This window comes from Pollutimonas thiosulfatoxidans (assembly GCF_004022565.1).
Taxonomy (GTDB): domain Bacteria; phylum Pseudomonadota; class Gammaproteobacteria; order Burkholderiales; family Burkholderiaceae_B; genus Pusillimonas_D; species Pusillimonas_D thiosulfatoxidans.
Map to the genome: position 1 here is coordinate 1,697,438 of NZ_CP022987.1, position 17,578 is coordinate 1,715,015.

General features: G+C 59.4%; 15 protein-coding genes. 8 read left to right on the forward strand and 7 right to left on the reverse strand.

Annotated elements, in window-relative coordinates:
• Positions 1 to 240 precede the first annotated feature (240 nt).
• Complete coding sequence (locus CKA81_RS08085; protein ID WP_128354852.1) at positions 241 to 2,538, forward strand: NADP-dependent malic enzyme; 2,298 nt, start codon at positions 241 to 243, stop codon at positions 2,536 to 2,538.
• A 61-nt stretch (positions 2,539 to 2,599) separates the two neighbouring features.
• Here CKA81_RS08085 and gltA read toward each other — a convergent pair whose 3' ends face one another.
• From gltA to CKA81_RS08120, 7 genes are all read right to left on the reverse strand, one after another.
• The gene (gene gltA, locus CKA81_RS08090) at positions 2,600 to 3,907 is read right to left on the reverse strand and encodes a citrate synthase (protein WP_128354853.1); all 1,308 of its coding nucleotides are present in this window, start codon (positions 3,905 to 3,907) and stop codon (positions 2,600 to 2,602) included.
• A gap of 18 nt (positions 3,908 to 3,925) precedes the next feature.
• Positions 3,926 to 4,186 (reverse strand): FAD assembly factor SdhE, encoded by a 261-nt coding sequence (locus CKA81_RS08095; protein WP_128354854.1) that lies wholly within the window; start codon positions 4,184 to 4,186, stop codon positions 3,926 to 3,928.
• Between the two features lie 15 nt (positions 4,187 to 4,201).
• On the reverse strand, positions 4,202 to 4,918 hold the full coding sequence (locus CKA81_RS08100) for a succinate dehydrogenase iron-sulfur subunit (protein ID WP_128354855.1): 717 nt from the start codon (positions 4,916 to 4,918) through the stop codon (positions 4,202 to 4,204).
• A 13-nt stretch (positions 4,919 to 4,931) separates the two neighbouring features.
• On the reverse strand, positions 4,932 to 6,707 hold the full coding sequence (gene sdhA, locus CKA81_RS08105; protein WP_128354856.1) for a succinate dehydrogenase flavoprotein subunit: 1,776 nt from the start codon (positions 6,705 to 6,707) through the stop codon (positions 4,932 to 4,934).
• A gap of 3 nt (positions 6,708 to 6,710) precedes the next feature.
• Positions 6,711 to 7,091 carry a succinate dehydrogenase, hydrophobic membrane anchor protein gene (gene sdhD, locus CKA81_RS08110; RefSeq protein WP_128354857.1) on the reverse strand — a complete coding sequence of 127 codons (381 nt, stop codon included), beginning with the start codon at positions 7,089 to 7,091 and terminating at the stop codon, positions 6,711 to 6,713.
• A complete protein-coding gene (gene sdhC, locus CKA81_RS08115) occupies positions 7,091 to 7,504 on the reverse strand; it encodes a succinate dehydrogenase, cytochrome b556 subunit (protein ID WP_128354858.1) in 414 nt (137 codons plus the stop codon). The genes sdhD and sdhC overlap by 1 nt, the downstream gene beginning before the upstream one ends.
• Before the next feature lie 94 nt (positions 7,505 to 7,598).
• Positions 7,599 to 8,372 carry a GntR family transcriptional regulator gene (locus CKA81_RS08120; protein ID WP_128354859.1) on the reverse strand — a complete coding sequence of 258 codons (774 nt, stop codon included), beginning with the start codon at positions 8,370 to 8,372 and terminating at the stop codon, positions 7,599 to 7,601.
• A gap of 320 nt (positions 8,373 to 8,692) precedes the next feature.
• Between CKA81_RS08120 and CKA81_RS08125 the strand changes: the two genes are divergently transcribed.
• From CKA81_RS08125 to CKA81_RS08155, 7 genes are all read left to right on the forward strand, one after another.
• Positions 8,693 to 9,682, forward strand: coding sequence for a malate dehydrogenase (locus CKA81_RS08125; RefSeq protein ID WP_128354860.1), 990 nt, complete (start codon positions 8,693 to 8,695; stop codon positions 9,680 to 9,682).
• A gap of 103 nt (positions 9,683 to 9,785) precedes the next feature.
• A complete protein-coding gene (gene prpB, locus CKA81_RS08130) occupies positions 9,786 to 10,679 on the forward strand; it encodes a methylisocitrate lyase (RefSeq protein ID WP_128354861.1) in 894 nt (297 codons plus the stop codon).
• Positions 10,637 to 11,863, forward strand: a complete 1,227-nt coding sequence (gene prpC / locus CKA81_RS08135) for a bifunctional 2-methylcitrate synthase/citrate synthase (RefSeq protein ID WP_394342551.1) — start codon at positions 10,637 to 10,639, stop codon at positions 11,861 to 11,863. The genes prpB and prpC overlap by 43 nt, the downstream gene beginning before the upstream one ends.
• 24 nt (positions 11,864 to 11,887) lie before the next feature.
• On the forward strand, positions 11,888 to 14,485 hold the full coding sequence (acnD, locus tag CKA81_RS08140; RefSeq protein WP_128354863.1) for a Fe/S-dependent 2-methylisocitrate dehydratase AcnD: 2,598 nt from the start codon (positions 11,888 to 11,890) through the stop codon (positions 14,483 to 14,485).
• A 17-nt stretch (positions 14,486 to 14,502) separates the two neighbouring features.
• Complete coding sequence (prpF, locus tag CKA81_RS08145; protein ID WP_128354864.1) at positions 14,503 to 15,693, forward strand: 2-methylaconitate cis-trans isomerase PrpF; 1,191 nt, start codon at positions 14,503 to 14,505, stop codon at positions 15,691 to 15,693.
• Positions 15,694 to 15,726: 33 nt separating this feature from the next.
• Positions 15,727 to 17,169 carry a bifunctional 2-methylcitrate dehydratase/aconitate hydratase gene (locus CKA81_RS08150; RefSeq protein WP_128354865.1) on the forward strand — a complete coding sequence of 481 codons (1,443 nt, stop codon included), beginning with the start codon at positions 15,727 to 15,729 and terminating at the stop codon, positions 17,167 to 17,169.
• A 93-nt stretch (positions 17,170 to 17,262) separates the two neighbouring features.
• Positions 17,263 to 17,541 (forward strand): GNAT family N-acetyltransferase, encoded by a 279-nt coding sequence (locus tag CKA81_RS08155; RefSeq protein ID WP_128354866.1) that lies wholly within the window; start codon positions 17,263 to 17,265, stop codon positions 17,539 to 17,541.
• Positions 17,542 to 17,578: the final 37 nt, after the last annotated feature.

A 17,578-nucleotide genomic window follows, 5' to 3' on the forward strand; every position in this document is an offset into this window, starting at 1 on the left:
GCCAGACCGAATAGCGGATAGCGGGGCAGAAGGCAACAGTACGACGCCTTGATAAGCCGTATTGTTACCAGTATACCCTTGAAGCATTGGGGGATAAACCGCGACTAGGCAAATGCGGCGCAAAAGCGCCAAACCGTTGGCAATAACAAACACCTATCGGATTCAGATACTAATTCGTTAACGCAAATCGTCTGTAAAGCGTTAAGTTTCTTCTTTTTCTTTTCCCAGGAGCATGTCGCCATGGATGCGAACGCCGATCTTGCCAAACTTGCCCTTCAATACCATGCCTATCCCAGCCCGGGCAAGATATCGGTGATGCCGACCAAGCCGCTGGCGAACCAGGACGACTTGTCGCTGGCATACTCGCCCGGTGTAGCCAGCGCCTGCATGGCCATCCATGCTGACGGCGAAGACGCCGCCTCGATGTACACCTCGCGCTCCAATCTGGTGGGCGTGATTACCAATGGCACAGCCGTGCTGGGGCTGGGCAATATCGGGCCCTTGGCCGCCAAACCCGTCATGGAAGGCAAAGGCTGCCTGTTCAAGAAGTTCGCCGGCATTGATGTGTTCGACATCGAGCTGGATGAAACTGATCCCGACAAGCTGGTCGACATCATTGCCGCGCTCGAGCCCACCCTGGGCGGGGTCAATCTGGAGGATATCAAGGCGCCCGAATGCTTCTACATCGAGAAGAAGCTGCGCGAACGCATGAAGATACCAGTCTTCCACGATGATCAGCATGGCACTGCCATTATTTCCTCCGCCGCCATCCTTAACGGATTGAAGGTCGTGGGCAAGAAAATCGAAGACGTCAAGCTGGTGTGTTCCGGCGCGGGCGCCGCCGCCATCGCTTGCCTGGATCTGCTGCAGCACCTGGGGGTCAGGCAATCGAACATGTATGTAGTGGATTCGCGCGGCGTCATCCGCAAGGGCCGCGACGAGAACATGGAGCCCAACAAGGCACGCTACGCGCAGGAAACCGAGGCACGCACACTGGCAGACGTGTGCCGCGATGCGGATATATTCCTGGGGTGCTCGGCGCCGGGTGTACTGACGGCCGACATGGTCAAGACCATGGCATCCCAACCCCTGATCCTGGCGCTGGCCAATCCAGAGCCGGAGATCCGGCCGGAGATCGCGAAAGCGGCACGGCCCGACTGCATCATCGCAACGGGGCGGTCCGACTACCCCAACCAGGTAAACAACGTCCTGTGCTTCCCCTTCATCTTCCGCGGAGCAATGGATGTCGGGGCATCGGTCATCAACGAAGAAATGAAGCTGGCCTGCGTAAAGGCCATCGCCGAACTGGCCCAGGCTGAACAGAACGACGAAGTCGCCCTCGCCTATGCCAATCAAGAACTGAACTTCGGGCCTGACTACATCATTCCCAAGCCTTTTGATCCGCGCCTCATCATGAAGATCGCGCCGGCCGTGGCCGAAGCCGCTGCAGCTTCAGGCGTGGCCAGGCGTCCGATTCAAGACATGGAAGCCTATCGGCAAAAGCTGATGAGCCTGGTCTACCACTCCGGGCAATTGATGCGGCCCCTGTTCATGCAAGCCAAGAGCGCGCCCAAGCGTGTGATCTACGCCGACGGGGAAGATGAGCGAGTGCTGCGGGCGCTTCAAACCATCGTCGACGAGCAAGTGGCCTACCCCATCCTGGTCGGACGCCCATCGGTCATCGATATGCGGATACGAAAGTTCGGCCTGCGCCTGACCGTCGGCCGCGACATCGAGATCGTCGACCCGGAAGACGACGCCCGCTTCAACGAAACCTGGAGCGCCTATTACAAGCTGAAAGGCCGCGACGGCGTAACGCCCGAGATCGCCAAGGCCATGGTGCGCAAGCACAATTCCTTGATTGGTGTGATGCTGCTGCAACGCGGAGACGCCGACGCGATGATATGCGGAGTCAGCAGCCGCTTCGATAATCAACTGAAGTACGTGGAAGAAGTCATAGGCCTCAAGCCCGGCGCCGGCACTTTTGCCGCCATGAATGTACTGATGTTGCCGACCCAGACCTTGTTCATTTGCGATACCCACGTAAACGAAGATCCCACAGCGGAACAGATTGCCGACATGACCATATTGGCGGCGGAAGAAGTACTGCGCTTTGGCATCGTGCCCAAGGTGGCCTTGCTGTCGCATTCGAACTTCGGCAGCCGCTCGACGGCCTCGTCGCGCAAGATGGCCGAAGCACGCCGCCTGATCGCCCAACGGGCGCCCGACCTGGAAGTGGATGGCGAGATGCATGCCGATGCGGCGCTGTCGGAAGCCATACGCTTGAAGGCATTCCCGGATTCGACGCTGCGTGGGCCTGCCAACTTGCTGATCACGCCGAACCTGGACGCTGGCAACATCATCTACAACATGTTGAAAATGACCGGCAGCAATGGCGTTACCATGGGGCCCGTGCTGCTGGGCGCCGCGCGTCCCGTACACGTGTTGACCACCAGTTCCACGGTCCGGCGCATCGTCAACATGACCGCCCTGGCCGTGGTCGATGCTCAACAAGAGGCCGGTCAAGTCCAACTGTAGTGTATGCAAGTCGGGTCTTGCAATGCCTGATTGCAAGACCCGACCCCACACCAGGGCTTACTTACCCGCGGTTAGCAGGAACGTCGCGGGTTTGGGCACCGGTGTACAACTGACGGGGACGGCCGATCTTGTAGTCGGGGTCGGACAGCATTTCGCTCCATTGGGCGATCCAGCCCACGGTACGTGCCAAGGCGAAGATAGCCGTGAACAACGAGGTCGGAATGCCGATGGCGCGTTGGACGATACCGGAGTAGAAGTCCACGTTGGGATACAGCTTGCGCTCGACGAAGTACGGATCTTCCAGCGCTATGCGTTCCAGTTCCATGGCCAGCTTGAACAGCGGATCGTTTTCCAGGCCCAGTGCCGACAACACTTCCTTGCAGGTTTCCTGCATGAGCTTGGCGCGTGGATCGTAGTTTTTGTAGACCCGATGGCCAAAGCCCATGAGGCGAACGCCAGAGTTCTTGTCTTTGACCTTCTCCATGAACTCGCCCACTTTGGCGACGCCGCCGTTGGCTTGGAGCTCTTCGAGCATCTGCAGGCAGGCTTCATTGGCGCCACCATGGGCCGGGCCCCAGAGGCAGCCCACGCCAGCGGCGATGGCCGCGAAGGGATTGGTGCCCGACGAGCCACACAGACGCACGGTTGAGGTGGAGGCGTTTTGCTCGTGGTCGGCATGCAGGATGAAGATGCGATCCAGCGCACGCTCGACGACCTCGTTGACCTTGTATTCTTCGCAAGGCGTGGCGAACATCATGCGCAGGAAGTTGCCCGTGTAGGACAAGTCGTTCTGCGGATAGATGAAAGGCTGGCCTTGTGAAAATTTATAGGCCATGGCGACCAACGTCGGCATCTTCGCGATAAGGCGGATGGCCGACACATGGCGATGGTGCGGATTGGTGATGTCGGTAGAGTCGTGATAGAAGGCCGACAGCGCGCCCACCAGGCCAGTCAGCACAGCCATGGGGTGTGCGTCGCGACGGAAACCGCGCAGGAAGAAATGCAGTTGCTCGTTCACCATGGTGTGGTGCGTAACCAGGTGGTCGAACTCGGTCTTCTGCGTGTTGTTGGGCAAGTCGCCATTCAGGATCAAATAGCAAATATCCATGAAGTCGCAATTTTGCGCCAACTGATCAATAGGGTAGCCGCGATACAGCAACTGGCCCTTGTCGCCATCAATATAGGTAATGCCCGATTCGCAGGCGGCAGTCGAGAGAAAGCCCGGATCGTACGTGAACATGCCGCTTTGGCCATAGAGCTTGCGGATGTCGATCACGTCGGGGCCAACAGTACCCTGATAGACCGGAAACTCAACAGAAGGACTGCCGTCGGAGAATGATAGCGTGGCTTTCTTGTCGGACAATTGCATCACATTTTTCCTTAAAATTTACAGCTCTCGCATTTGCGCGACCAAGCGACGGATGTCGGGCGTATCGTATACGCCCGCAAGGTCGGTTCTGGCCAGCAACACATCAAGCAATTCGTTATCGCCCATCTCGAACAGCAAAGACAAGGCGGAAACATCAGTATCAGTTAGTTCAGCTTCGTAGTGATCCAGAAATCGGGTGATGATCAGATCGTTTTCCAGCAGGCCTCGACGGGCCCGCCAACGCAGACGGGCGCGTTCCAGCTCGGAGAGTGTTGCCATTACTGGGGCATATTCCTAAATAGTGCGACGAACCAGGAGTTCCTTGATCTTGCCGATAGCAGCCGACGGATTAAGGCCCTTGGGACAGACATCAGCACAGTTCATGATGGTGTGGCACCGGAACAGGCGATAGGGATCCTCGAGGTTATCGAGGCGTTCTGCCGTAGCTTCGTCGCGGGTATCGACGATGAATCGGTAAGCCTGCAGCAGCCCTGCGGGACCCACGAATTTGTCGGGGTTCCACCAGAAAGAGGGACATGCCGTCGAACAGCATGCGCACAGTATGCATTCGTACAGGCCGTTGAGCTCGTCGCGTGCCTCGGGCGTCTGGAGACGCTCACGCTCGGGCGGCGGCTGGTCGTTGATCAGGAAAGGCTTGATCGAATGGTACTGGTTAAAGAAGTGCGTCATGTCGACGATAAGGTCGCGCACCACCGGCAGGCCGGGCAATGGCTTGAGCACGACAGGCTCTTTCAGTTCGAGCATATTCGTCGTGCAGGCCAGGCCGTTCTTGCCGTTGATGTTCATGGCATCGGAACCGCAGACGCCTTCGCGGCAGGACCGGCGCAGCGCCAGGCTGTCGTCGACGTCGCTTTTGATGCGAATGAGTGCATCCAGCAGCATCTTGTCGGTCGGCTGAAGCTCGACTTCGAGCTTTTGCATGTAGGGCCGCTCGTCCTTGTCGGGATCGTAGCGGTAGATTTCGAATTTAACGATACGTTTTTGGCTCATTTCGATATCCTGCTTAGAAGGTCCGCGGCATGGGCGGAATGCTGTCGACGGTAAGCGGCTTCATGGTGACCGGCTTGTACTCGAGACGGCTGCCTTCGGAGAACCACAGTGTGTGACGCAACCAGTTCTCGTCATCGCGCTCGGGATGGTCGTCCAGGGCATGAGCGCCCCGGCTTTCCGTACGGGCGGCTGCGGATTTGGTCGTCGCGCGTGCGACTTCGATCATGTTCTCGACTTCCAGGGCCTCGATACGCGCGGTATTGAAGACCTTTGACTTGTCGTCGAAGTACATATTGTCCACTTGCTGAGCGATGCCCTCGATGGAGTCGACGCCCTTGTTCAGGAGATCGAGTGTGCGGAACACGCCGCAGTGATATTGCATGGACGTGCGGATCGCAGCGGCTGCATCCTGTACTTTCTCGCCCGACTTGCGAGCTTCCAGCCTATTGACACGATCCAGCGAGAACTCGATGGCCGAATCCGGGATGTCTTGATGGGCGTGCTGGCGTTCTGGATGGGACTGAACAATGTGATTGCCCGCCGAACGGCCAAATACAATAAGGTCGAGCAGGGAATTCGTGCCCAGCCGGTTGGCGCCGTGCACCGACGTTGCAGCGCACTCGCCGATGGCGTACAGACCATTGACCGGTGTGGTGCCGCCATTGGCAACGGTGATGACCTGACCATAGATGTTGGTCGGGATGCCACCCATCTGGTAGTGAATCGTGGGCACGACCGGTATGGGATCCTTGATGGGATCGACGTTGGCAAACTTGATGGCGATTTCGCGGATGGACGGCAGACGCTTCTGGATGGTTTCGGCACCCAGGTGATCGAGCTTGAGCACGACATAGCTGCCGTCTCCGCAACCGCGCCCTTCTTTGATTTCTTGGTCCATCGAGCGCGAGACGAAGTCGCGCGGGGCCAGATCTTTAAGCGTGGGCGCGTAGCGCTCCATGAAGCGTTCGCCATCCTTGTTGAGCAGGATGCCGCCTTCGCCGCGTACGCCTTCGGTAATCAGTACGCCGGCACCGGCGACGCCGGTGGGGTGAAATTGCCAGAACTCGAGATCCTGCAAAGGCAGGCCGGCGCGTGCTGCCATGCCCAGACCGTCACCGGTATTGATGAACGCGTTCGTGGATGCGGCCCAGATGCGCCCTGCCCCGCCGGTTGCCAATACAGTTTGCTTCGCCTCCAGCACGTAGATTTCGCCGGTTTCCATTTCGAGGGCGGTAACGCCCAGGACATCGCCCGCGTCGTTACGCAAGAGGTCCAGTGCCATCCACTCGACAAAAAACTGCGTGCGGGCGGCAACGTTGCGTTGATACAGCGTATGCAGCATGGCGTGACCGGTGCGGTCAGCAGCGGCACAGGCGCGTTGCACGGGCTTTTCGCCGAAGTTGGCCGTGTGTCCACCGAACGGACGCTGGTAAATGGTGCCATCCGGATTGCGGTCGAAGGGCATGCCGAAGTGCTCGAGTTCGTAAACCGCATTGGGCGCTTCGCGGCACATGAACTCGATGGCGTCCTGGTCGCCGAGCCAATCGGAACCCTTGACGGTATCGTACATATGCCAGTTCCAGTGGTCTTCGCTCATGTTGCCCAGCGAAGCGCTGACGCCCCCTTGAGCAGCCACCGTATGCGAACGGGTCGGGAAGACTTTGGACAGGACGGCAACCGACAAGCCGGCTTGAGCAAGTTGCAAGGAGCAACGCATGCCGGCCCCGCCGGCGCCCACGACCACCACATCAAACTGGCGGCGCGGTAAGGAATTTTTGACAGCAGCCACGGCTTATAAGCTCCAGAGAATTTTTGCGAAATAGACGACGGCGCCAACCAGCCACAACAGTGTCAGCACTTGCAGCAACAGGCGCAGGCCCGCAGAGCGTACGTAGTCCATCCAGATATCGCGGACGCCTATCCAGGCGTGCCACGCGACCGACAGGAACGCCAAGGTGGCCAACAACTGACCGACCGGCAAAACGCCCCAGGTAAACGTGAACAGGTTGCGCCAGCTTTCGAAATTCATTTCAGAGGTGAAAATAATTCCGAAAAACAGCACGAGTGTATAGACAGCCATGATGACCGCGGTGACCCGTTGCACGATAAAGTCCAGGGTTCCGTAGTGTGCGCCAACGACCAGGCGCTTCGTACCGAGTAGTTCTTTAGCCATTACCAAACCCCGAACAATTTAAGACCGAAGACCAGAGTGAGCGCGAGACTGACACCGAACACCACACCCGCCGACTTCTGTGCCGAATGCTTGTCGTTGCCGATATGCAGATCGAGCAAAAGATAGCGGATGCCCGCACAGAAATGATGGAGGTAACCCCAAATGAGCGCCAGCAGCACCAGTTTGCAGAGCGGATTTGCCACCCAGCCCTGGATGGAGGCGAAGCTTTCGGGGGACGTCACGCTAAGCGCAAAAAGCGGCAAAATTACCAGCGGAATACAGAGAAACAATAAGGCGCCGCTGACGCGGTGCATGATTGACGACTTTCCTGCCAAGGGCAAGCGGTAGCTTAGTATCTGCGGCACGCTAAGATTGCGAAACTGCGGACGCGGCTTTGAAGCTGAATCGGACATGATGGCCTCGAGTGAAAAACAAATAATTATTGCAAAGCGCTACAGGCATTTTCGCCGATTTAAGCGGTGAGCATCAAATCGGCAAAAAGTTGCGCTAATTCAGACTGTTTCGATAATGGAACCGCTCTGTTACATACAATCCCCTGCGAACTTCCATGGGGCGATCACCATAGGTATAAGACACACGTTCCACTTGCAGCAGCGCGCTGCCTGGCGCCACTTGCAACAGCCGCGCCTGATCGTCCGACGCGGATACTGCTTTGATTTTTTCTTCAGCGCGCACCATGCTGACCCCGTACTCGGACTCGAACAGCCCATATAGCGGGCCGCGATACCGGCCGAGTGACTCGGCTGTGAGGCCGCGAAACACGGCGCCCGGCAGCCAGATATCGTCCAGTATGGTGGCGGTCTGATCAAAAGTGAGCAGGCGCCGCATATTGACGACGGCTTCGCCGCTGCGCAGTTCAAGCAAGGTGGAGATATCGGCCGGCGCCTTGACGCGGCGGCAGTCGAGAATACGACTGCCTGAAACGGACTGCTTGCCGTCGTCGGGAGCAAGCCGCAAAAAGCGAAAACGCACCTTGGCTTCGTGATGCGTGGCTACAAAAGTGCCCTTGCCTTGCCGACGCAGCAGCAGGTTCTCAGAAGCGAGCTCGTCGATGGCCTTGCGCACCGTGCCCTGGCTGACCTGGAAGCGCGCTGCAAGCTCGAGCTCGCTGGGGATGGACTCGCCCGGTTTCCATTCGCCCCTGTCCAGACTTTGCAGCAACAAACCCTTGATCTGCTGGTACAACGGGCTGAACGCCGCGCTGCTTGCAGAGCGATCGGCAGGCGCGGAGCCTCGATCAGTAAGGGGTGCATCAGACATGGCAGATATTTAAGAACCGGGTAGGTCGTGGGATAGGGTGAAAACGCTACATGAACGCCCGCCATTTTCGCACGCTTGACGCATTCTGTCGAATACTCTTGTGTCTTATATAAGATATAAGACAATTGACTCGCGCCCGGAATTTCGCTACGCTACAGCACGACGCCCATAGGCAGCGGCCCGCGTGGCAGCTTGGCCTGGCACAGGACCAGGGCCGCGATTGTCCAGGGTCTGCGGCCCGATGGAAAAGCCGTCAAAAGATTTACACTGTCATTTGTCTTTACACCCCTCACATACCATTATCTACCGGGAGATTGTTCATGTCCAAACCCGCCATGCGTGTCGCCGTCACCGGCGCAGCCGGCCAGATCGGGTACGCTCTGCTGTTCCGCATTGCTTCGGGCGAAATGCTCGGCAAAGACCAGCCCGTGATTCTTCAGTTGCTCGAGATACCCGACGAGAAAGCCCAGAAGGCACTCAAGGGCGTCATGATGGAACTTGACGATTGCGCGTTCCCCTTGTTGGCCGGCATGTCCGCCCACAGCGACGCCCGCGAGGCGTTCAAGGACGCCGACGTTGCCTTGCTGGTTGGCGCACGTCCCCGCGGCCCCGGCATGGAACGCAAAGACCTGCTGCATGTGAATGCGCAGATCTTCACGGCGCAAGGCAAGGCTCTTAACGAGTCGGCCAGCCGCGACGTCAAGGTCCTGGTCGTGGGCAACCCCGCCAACACCAACGCCTACATCGCCATGAAGTCAGCGCCCGATCTTCCCGCGAAGAACTTCACAGCCATGCTGCGCCTGGATCACAATCGTGCCTTGTCGCAACTGGCCACCCAGTCGGGCAAGCCTGTTGCCGAGATCGAAAAGCTGATCGTCTGGGGCAACCACTCGCCCACCATGTATCCCGATATCCGTTTCGCCACCGTCGGCGGCCAAAGCCTGGCCGGCCTGATCAATGACGACGCCTGGAATCGCGACACCTTCATCCCCACCGTCGGCAAACGCGGTGCAGCCATCATCGAAGCGCGCGGCTTGTCATCCGCCGCGTCGGCTGCCAACGCCGCCATCGATCACGTGCGCGACTGGGTGCTGGGCTCGAACGGCAAATGGGTCACCATGGGCGTTCCCTCCGATGGTTCTTACGGCATTCCCGAAGGCATTATCTACGGCGTGCCAGTCACCACCGACAAGGGCGAGTACACACGGGTGGAAGGGCTGGAAATCGACGCCTTCTCGCGCGAGCGCATGGATTTCACCCTGAAAGAGCTGCTCGAAGAGCGCGACGGCGTGCAAGAGCTGTTAACGTAAACACACATTGAACGACAACAAGGCCCGCAACGTTGGGCCTTGTTCGCAAGACGTTCCGCCCCCGCTGCTTTCCAGCGCTTACACCCGCTATTCCGGAGCTGAAATGACCCGACCCGCGTCCGCCGGCGCACAATTTCGCCAGGCACTGAAAGAAGAACAACCCCTGCAGATCATGGGCGCCATCAACGCCAATCATGCCCTGCTTGCAAAACGCGCAGGATACCGCGCCATTTACCTGTCGGGCGGTGGCGTGGCTGCCGGCTCATTGGGCTTGCCAGACCTGGGCATCAATACGCTGGATGACGTGTTGACCGATATCCGCCGCATCACTGACGTTTGCGACGTGCCCCTGGTTGTCGATATTGACACCGGTTTCGGTCCATCGGCCTTCAATATCGCACGCAGCATTAAAAGCCTGATCAAGTTTGGCGCCGCCGCCTGCCACATCGAGGACCAGGTCGGCGCGAAGCGCTGCGGCCATCGTCCCGGCAAGGAGATTGTTAGCACCCAGGAAATGGCTGATCGCGTCAAGGCAGCTGTTGATGCACGCACCGACAGCGATTTCTTCATCATTGCACGCACTGATGCCATTGCGGTGGACGGTGTACAGGCCGCGCTGGAACGCTCAGTCGCCTGCGTTGAAGCGGGCGCGGATGCCATCTTCGCCGAGGCGTCCTACGATCTGGAAACCTATAAGCTGTTCGCCGACACACTCAAGGTGCCGGTATTGGCCAACATCACCGAGTTTGGCCAGACCCCATTGTTCACGGTCGAAGAATTGGGCGGCGTCGGAGTGGGCATGGTGCTCTATCCGCTGTCGGCCTTCCGCGCCATGAACAAAGCTGCAGAAGCTGTTTATACCGCCATCCGGCGTGATGGCCACCAGAAGAACGTGGTCGATCTCATGCAAACGCGCGAAGAACTTTACGAACGCATCGGTTACCACGAATTCGAATCGAAACTCGACGCCTTGTTCCAACAAGGCAAAGCAAAATAATCATCAGGAGCCCCGCCATGGTCACAAAGCAGACCCCAGATACCAAGCCCGCACCCAAGGCTAAAAAATCCGTAGCATTGTCCGGCGTAGTTGCCGGCAACACCGCCCTGTGCACCGTCGGGCGCAGCGGTAACGACCTGCACTACCGCGGCTACGATATTCTCGATATTGCCGAAACCTGCGAGTTCGAAGAAGTTGCTCACCTGCTGATCCACGGCAAGCTGCCCAACAAGGCAGAGCTTGCCGCCTACAAGGAAAAGCTGCGGGCCCTGCGCGGTCTGCCGGCAAATCTGCAAACCGCACTGGAAGCCTTGCCGGCTGCAAGCCATCCCATGGACGTCATGCGCACGGCCGTTTCCGTACTGGGCTGCATCCTGCCCGAAAAAGACGACCACAATACGCCGGACGCCCGAGACATCGCCGACCGGCTGCTGGCCAACCTGGGCTCCGCGCTGCTGTATTGGTATCACTTCAGCCACAACGGCCACTACATCGACGTCCAGACCGACGACGACAGCATAGGCGGACACTTCCTGCACCTGTTGCACGGCAAGGCGCCCAATGACGAGTGGGTGCGCGCCATGCACACCTCGCTCATCCTTTATGCAGAACACGAATTCAACGCGTCCACCTTTGCCAGCCGCGTGATTGCGGGCACGGGCTCGGATATGTATTCGGCCATCGCCGGCGGCATAGGCGCCTTGCGCGGCCCCAAACATGGCGGCGCCAACGAAGTCGCCTTCGAAATACAAAAGCGCTACGAGTCGCCCGACGAGGCTGAAGCCGATATTCGGCGCCGCGTCGAGAACAAGGAAGTCATCATCGGCTTTGGCCATCCCGTGTACACCGTTTCCGATCCGCGCAACAAAGTCATCAAGGACGTCGCCCGCAAGCTGTCCAAGAAGCAAGGCAACACGAAGATGTACGACATCGCGGAACGCCTGGAAACCGTCATGTGGGACGCCAAAAAAATGTTCCCCAACCTGGACTGGTTCTCGGCCGTTTCGTATCACACGATGGGCGTACCGACAGCCATGTTCACCCCCTTGTTCGTCATTGCCCGCACCGCCGGCTGGGCGGCGCACATCATCGAACAGCGCATCGACAACAAAATCATTCGCCCCACGGCCAACTATGTCGGCCCCGAAGATCAGAAATTCGTCCCTCTCGCCAAACGCGGATAGGTCACGATAGGAAACCTTGAAGTCATGAATACTGCAAACCGCAAGCCGCTGCCCGGCACCAAGCTCGACTACTTCGACACCCGCTCGGTGGTCGAGGCGATCGAGCCGGGTTCCTACGACAAGCTGCCATACACCTCGCGTGTGCTGGCCGAAAACCTCGTGCGCCGCTGCGATCCGGCTACCCTTACCGCTTCGCTACGGCAATTCATTGAGCGCAAGCGTGACCTGGATTTCCCCTGGTTTCCGGCACGCGTGGTTTGCCATGACATCCTGGGCCAAACCGCTCTGGTGGACCTGGCTGGCCTGCGCGAAGCCATTGCGGCAAAAGGCGGCGACCCGGCTCAAGTCAATCCGGTTGTACCGACGCAATTGATTGTCGATCACTCCTTGGCCGTCGAACACGGCGGTTTCGAGAAGGATGCCTTCCAAAAGAATCGCGCCATCGAAGACAGGCGCAACGACGACCGCTTTCATTTCATCAACTGGACCAAGAAGGCATTCAAGAACGTCGACGTCATTCCGCCCGGCAACGGCATCATGCACCAGATCAATCTGGAACGGATGTCGCCCGTGGTGCATGCCATCGATGGTGTGGCCTTCCCTGACACACTCGTGGGCACCGACAGCCACACGCCTCATGTGGACGCGCTGGGCGTGATTGCCATCGGCGTCGGCGGCCTGGAGGCGGAAAGCGTCATGCTGGGTCGCGCATCATGGATGCGCCTGCCCGATATCATCGGCGTCGAACTGACCGGCAAGCTGCGCCCCGGCAGCACGGCCACCGATCTGGTATTGGCACTGACTGAGTTCCTGCGCAACGAGAAGGTTGTGTCGTCTTACCTGGAGTTCTATGGCGAGGGCGTTGCCGACCTTACCCTGGGCGACCGCGCCACCATCTCCAACATGACGCCCGAATACGGCGCCACGGCGGCGATGTTCTATATCGACCAGCAGACCATCGATTACCTGAAACTGACCGGTCGCGAAGACGAGCAGGTAAAGTTGGTGGAAACCTATGCCAAGCACACGGGGCTTTGGGCCGACAGCCTTAAAACGGCTGAATACGAGCGTGTGCTGCGATTCGACTTGTCGACGGTGGTACGCAATATTGCCGGCCCGTCCAACCCGCACCGCCGCGTGCCGACTTCAGAGCTCGCTGCGCGGGGCATCTCGGGCAAGGTCGAGAACGAGCCCGGTTTGATGCCGGATGGCGCCGTGATTATCGCCGCCATCACCAGTTGCACCAACACCAGCAACCCGCGCAACGTGATCGCCGCCGGCCTGCTGGCCCGCAATGCCAATGCGCGCGGCCTGACACGCAAGCCGTGGGTAAAGTCATCACTGGCGCCCGGTTCGAAGGCGGTGCAGTTGTACCTGGAAGATTCCAAGCTGCTGCCCGAACTGGAACAACTGGGATTCGGGATTGTCGGCTTCGCCTGTACAACTTGCAATGGCATGAGCGGCGCGCTGGACCCGACCATACAGCAAGAAATCGTCAGCCGCGACCTGTACGCTACCGCCGTACTGTCGGGTAACCGCAACTTCGATGGCCGCATCCATCCTTACGCCAAGCAAGCCTTTTTGGCCTCCCCGCCACTGGTGGTTGCCTACGCTATCGCCGGCACCATCCGCTTCGATATCGAAAAAGATGTGCTGGGCCTGGACCATGACGGCAAGCCGGTCACCTTGAAAGACATCTGGCCTACGGACGAAGAGATCGACGCCATCGTTGCGGCCAGCGTCAAGCCCGAACAGTTCCGGCAAGTTTACGAGCCCATGTTTGCACGCAGCATCGTGGCAAGCGAGCAGGTAGCGCCCTTGTACGAATGGCGCCCGCAAAGCACCTACATCCGCTGCCCGCCCTACTGGGAAGGCGCACTTGCCGGCAAGCGCACGCTTAGCGGCATGCGGCCCCTGGCAGTACTGGGCGACAACATCACGACCGACCACCTGTCGCCCTCCAACGCCATACTGGCGGACAGTGCTGCCGGCGAATACCTGGCCAAGATGGGCTTGCCCGAGGAAGACTTCAACTCTTACGCCACCCATCGCGGCGACCACCTGACAGCGCAGCGAGCAACCTTTGCCAACCCCAAACTGCTGAACGAAATGGTCACCGAGAACGGCAAGGTCAAGCAAGGCTCGCTGGCACGCATCGAACCCGAAGGCAAGATCACCCGCATGTGGGAAGCCATCGAAACCTACATGGAGCGCAAGCAGCCGCTGATTATCGTGGCCGGTGCGGACTACGGCCAGGGCTCTTCGCGCGACTGGGCGGCCAAGGGTGTAAGGCTGGCCGGCGTGGAAGCCATCGCGGCCGAAGGCTTCGAACGCATCCACCGCACCAATCTGGTCGGCATGGGCGTACTGCCGCTGGAGTTCAAGCCGGGCGTCAACCGCCACACCTTGAACATCGACGGCACCGAGACCTACGACGTGGTTGGCGAACCCAGCCCTGGCACGACACTGACGCTACGCATCCATCGCAAGGATGGCGAGCGTATCGACGTACCCGTCACCTGCCGCCTGGACACCGCAGAAGAAGTATCGATCTATGAGGCCGGTGGCGTGCTGCAACGCTTCGCGCAGGACTTCATCGAATCGACCGCGACAACAGCTTGAAGAAGGAACTTACCCGTATGGCTCACCCAGCCCAGATCAAAGTGCCTGCCGCCTACATCCGCGGCGGGACCAGCAAAGGGGTGTTCTTCCGCCTGCAAGACCTGCCCGAGGCCGCGCAGGCCCCAGGCCCGGCGCGCGACGCCTTGTTGCTGCGCGTGATCGGCAGCCCCGACCCCTATGGCAAGCACACCGACGGCATGGGTGGCGCTACCTCAAGCACCAGCAAGACGGTAATTCTGTCGACCAGTACCCGACCGGACCACGATGTCGACTACCTGTTTGGCCAAGTGTCCATCGACAAGGCCTTCGTCGACTGGAGCGGCAACTGCGGCAACCTGTCTTCTGCCGTGGGGCCGTTTGCCATCAGCGGCGGCCTGGTGGATGCCAGTCGCATTCCCCAGGACGGCGTTGCCACCGTACGCATCTGGCAAGCGAACATCGGCAAAACCATCATTGCCCACGTCCCGATTACCAACGGGGCAGTGCAGGAAACCGGCGACTTCGAACTGGATGGCGTGACCTTTCCGGCTGCCGAGGTACAACTGGAATTCATGGACCCGGCGGCCGAGGAAGACGGCGCCGGTGGCGCTATGTTCCCTACCGGCAAGCTGATCGATGAACTGCAGGTGCCTGGCGTGGGTACGCTGAAGGCCACCATGATCAATGCCGGCATCCCCACCATTTTCATCAATGCGCAAGACGTCGGCTACACCGGCACGGAGCTGCAGGACGACATCAATAGCGACCCGAAGGCCCTTGCCATGTTCGAGACCATACGGGCTCACGGCGCCGTTCGGATGGGCTTGATAGCAAATATCGACGAAGCGGCACAACGGCAGCATACGCCCAAGGTGGCCTTCGTTGCCAAGCCTGCCGCCTATGTGTCTTCCAGCGGCAAACAGATAGCCGCCGACAGCATAGACTTGCTGGTGCGCGCCTTGTCCATGGGCAAGCTGCACCATGCCATGATGGGTACGGCGGCGGTCGCCATAGGCACCGCGGCAGCCATTCCCGGCACCTTGGTCAACCTGGCGGCTGGCGGGGGTGAACGCAAGGCAGTATGCTTTGGGCATCCCTCCGGCACGCTACGGGTAGGCGCACAAGCCAGCCAGCAAGACGGTGAGTGGGTCGTTACCAAGGCCATCATGAGCCGTAGCGCTCGCGTGCTGATGGAGGGATGGGTCCGCGTGCCCGCCGACGCGTTCTAGCGTACAGCCATCAAAACGGAGGTCATCCAGGCTATGAATTCCGCTCATCGTCCCGACTGGGATACGGTATTGATCGATATCGTGGACTACGTCCACGATTACACCATCGAGTCACCACTGGCGTACGACACCGCCCGCCTGTGCCTGATCGATACACTGGGTTGCGGGCTGGAAGCACTGGAGTACCCGGCGTGCACCAAGCTGCTGGGTCCCATCGTGCCAGGCGCGATCGTTCCCCACGGCGCCAAGGTGCCCGGCACGCAATTTCAGCTTGATCCCGTCCAGGCCGCCTTCAATATCGGCACGATGATCCGCTGGCTGGACTTCAATGACACCTGGCTGGCCGCCGAATGGGGGCATCCGTCCGATAACCTTGGGGGCATCCTGGCCACGGCCGACTGGATGTCGCGCCAGGCTGTCGCTGTCGGCAAGCCGGCCTTGACCATGGCCGACGTCTTGACCGCCATGATCAAGGCGCATGAAATCCAGGGATGCATCGCACTGGAAAACTCATTCAACAAAGTGGGTCTGGATCACGTCGTTCTGGTCAAGATCGCCTCGACCGCCGTGGTGGCGCAGATGCTGGGCCTGAGTCGCGAAGAGACCCTTAACGCGGTGTCGCTGGCCTGGGTAGACGGCCAAAGCCTGCGCACTTATCGACACGCTCCCAATACCGGCAGCCGCAAAAGCTGGGCCGCCGGAGACGCCACCAGCCGCGCCGTGCGCCTGGCGCTTATGGCCCGGACCGGCGAAATGGGCTACCCCTCTGTGCTGACGGCCCCCACCTGGGGCTTTTACGACGTCCTGTTCAAAGGCCAGCCCTTCAAGTTCCAGCGTGCCTACGGCAGCTATGTGATGGAAAACATCCTCTTCAAGATCTCGTATCCGGCGGAGTTTCACTCGCAAACCGCTGTGGAATGCGCCATGCAAATTCACCAGGCGTTGCAGGCAGCGGGCAAGACCGACGCCGACATCAAGAAGATCACCATACGCACGCACGAAGCCTGCATCCGCATCATCGACAAGAAGGGTCCGCTGAACAACCCCGCCGACCGCGACCACTGCATCCAATACATGGTTGCCGTACCGTTGATTTTCGGACGCCTGACGGCTGGCGACTACGAAGACAGCGTCGCAGCGGATCCGCGCATCGATGCCCTGCGCGAAAAAATCATCTGCGTCGAAGACCCGGCCTTCACCGCCGACTATCACGACCCGGACAAGCGCTCCATCGCCAATGCCCTGACGGTCGAATTCAATGATGGCAGCAAGCTGGATGAAGTCGTCTGCGAATACCCCATCGGCCACAAGCGCCGCCGCGCCGAAGGTATCCCGCTGCTTGAAGACAAGTTTCGCACCAACCTGGCCCGGCGTTTTCCAGCCAGGCAGCAGGCACGCATCACAGACATTTCGTTGGACCAGAAAGCGCTGGAAGCCATGCCGGTACACGAGTACGTGGACCTTTACGTCATCTAGCCGGCCCGCTAAACAGCAGGGCGTACCGCCCGCCTGCGCAAGCCGCGTGATCGCGAATCATGCGTCAGCAATCATCCACCAGGAAATATCGCAATGAGCCGTGCCATACATCACAATGTCGCTGAACAACGCTTCGAATGGACCGAGGACGGCGTACTGAGCGTGCTGGATTATCAGCTCCAGCATGGCGTGATGACCATCATGCACACCGGCGTCCCCGAAGCAGTAGGCGGCCGCGGCATCGCCGCAGACATGACGAAAGTGGCGCTGGAGGTGGCTCGTGATCAGAGTTGGAAGGTGCGTCCGTTGTGTTCTTATGCGGCGGCGTATATACGGCGGAATCCTGGGTACGAGGATTTGGTGGTTTCTTAAGACGCTGGCGCGGCGGGGGCTGAGGGGGGCTGGCCAA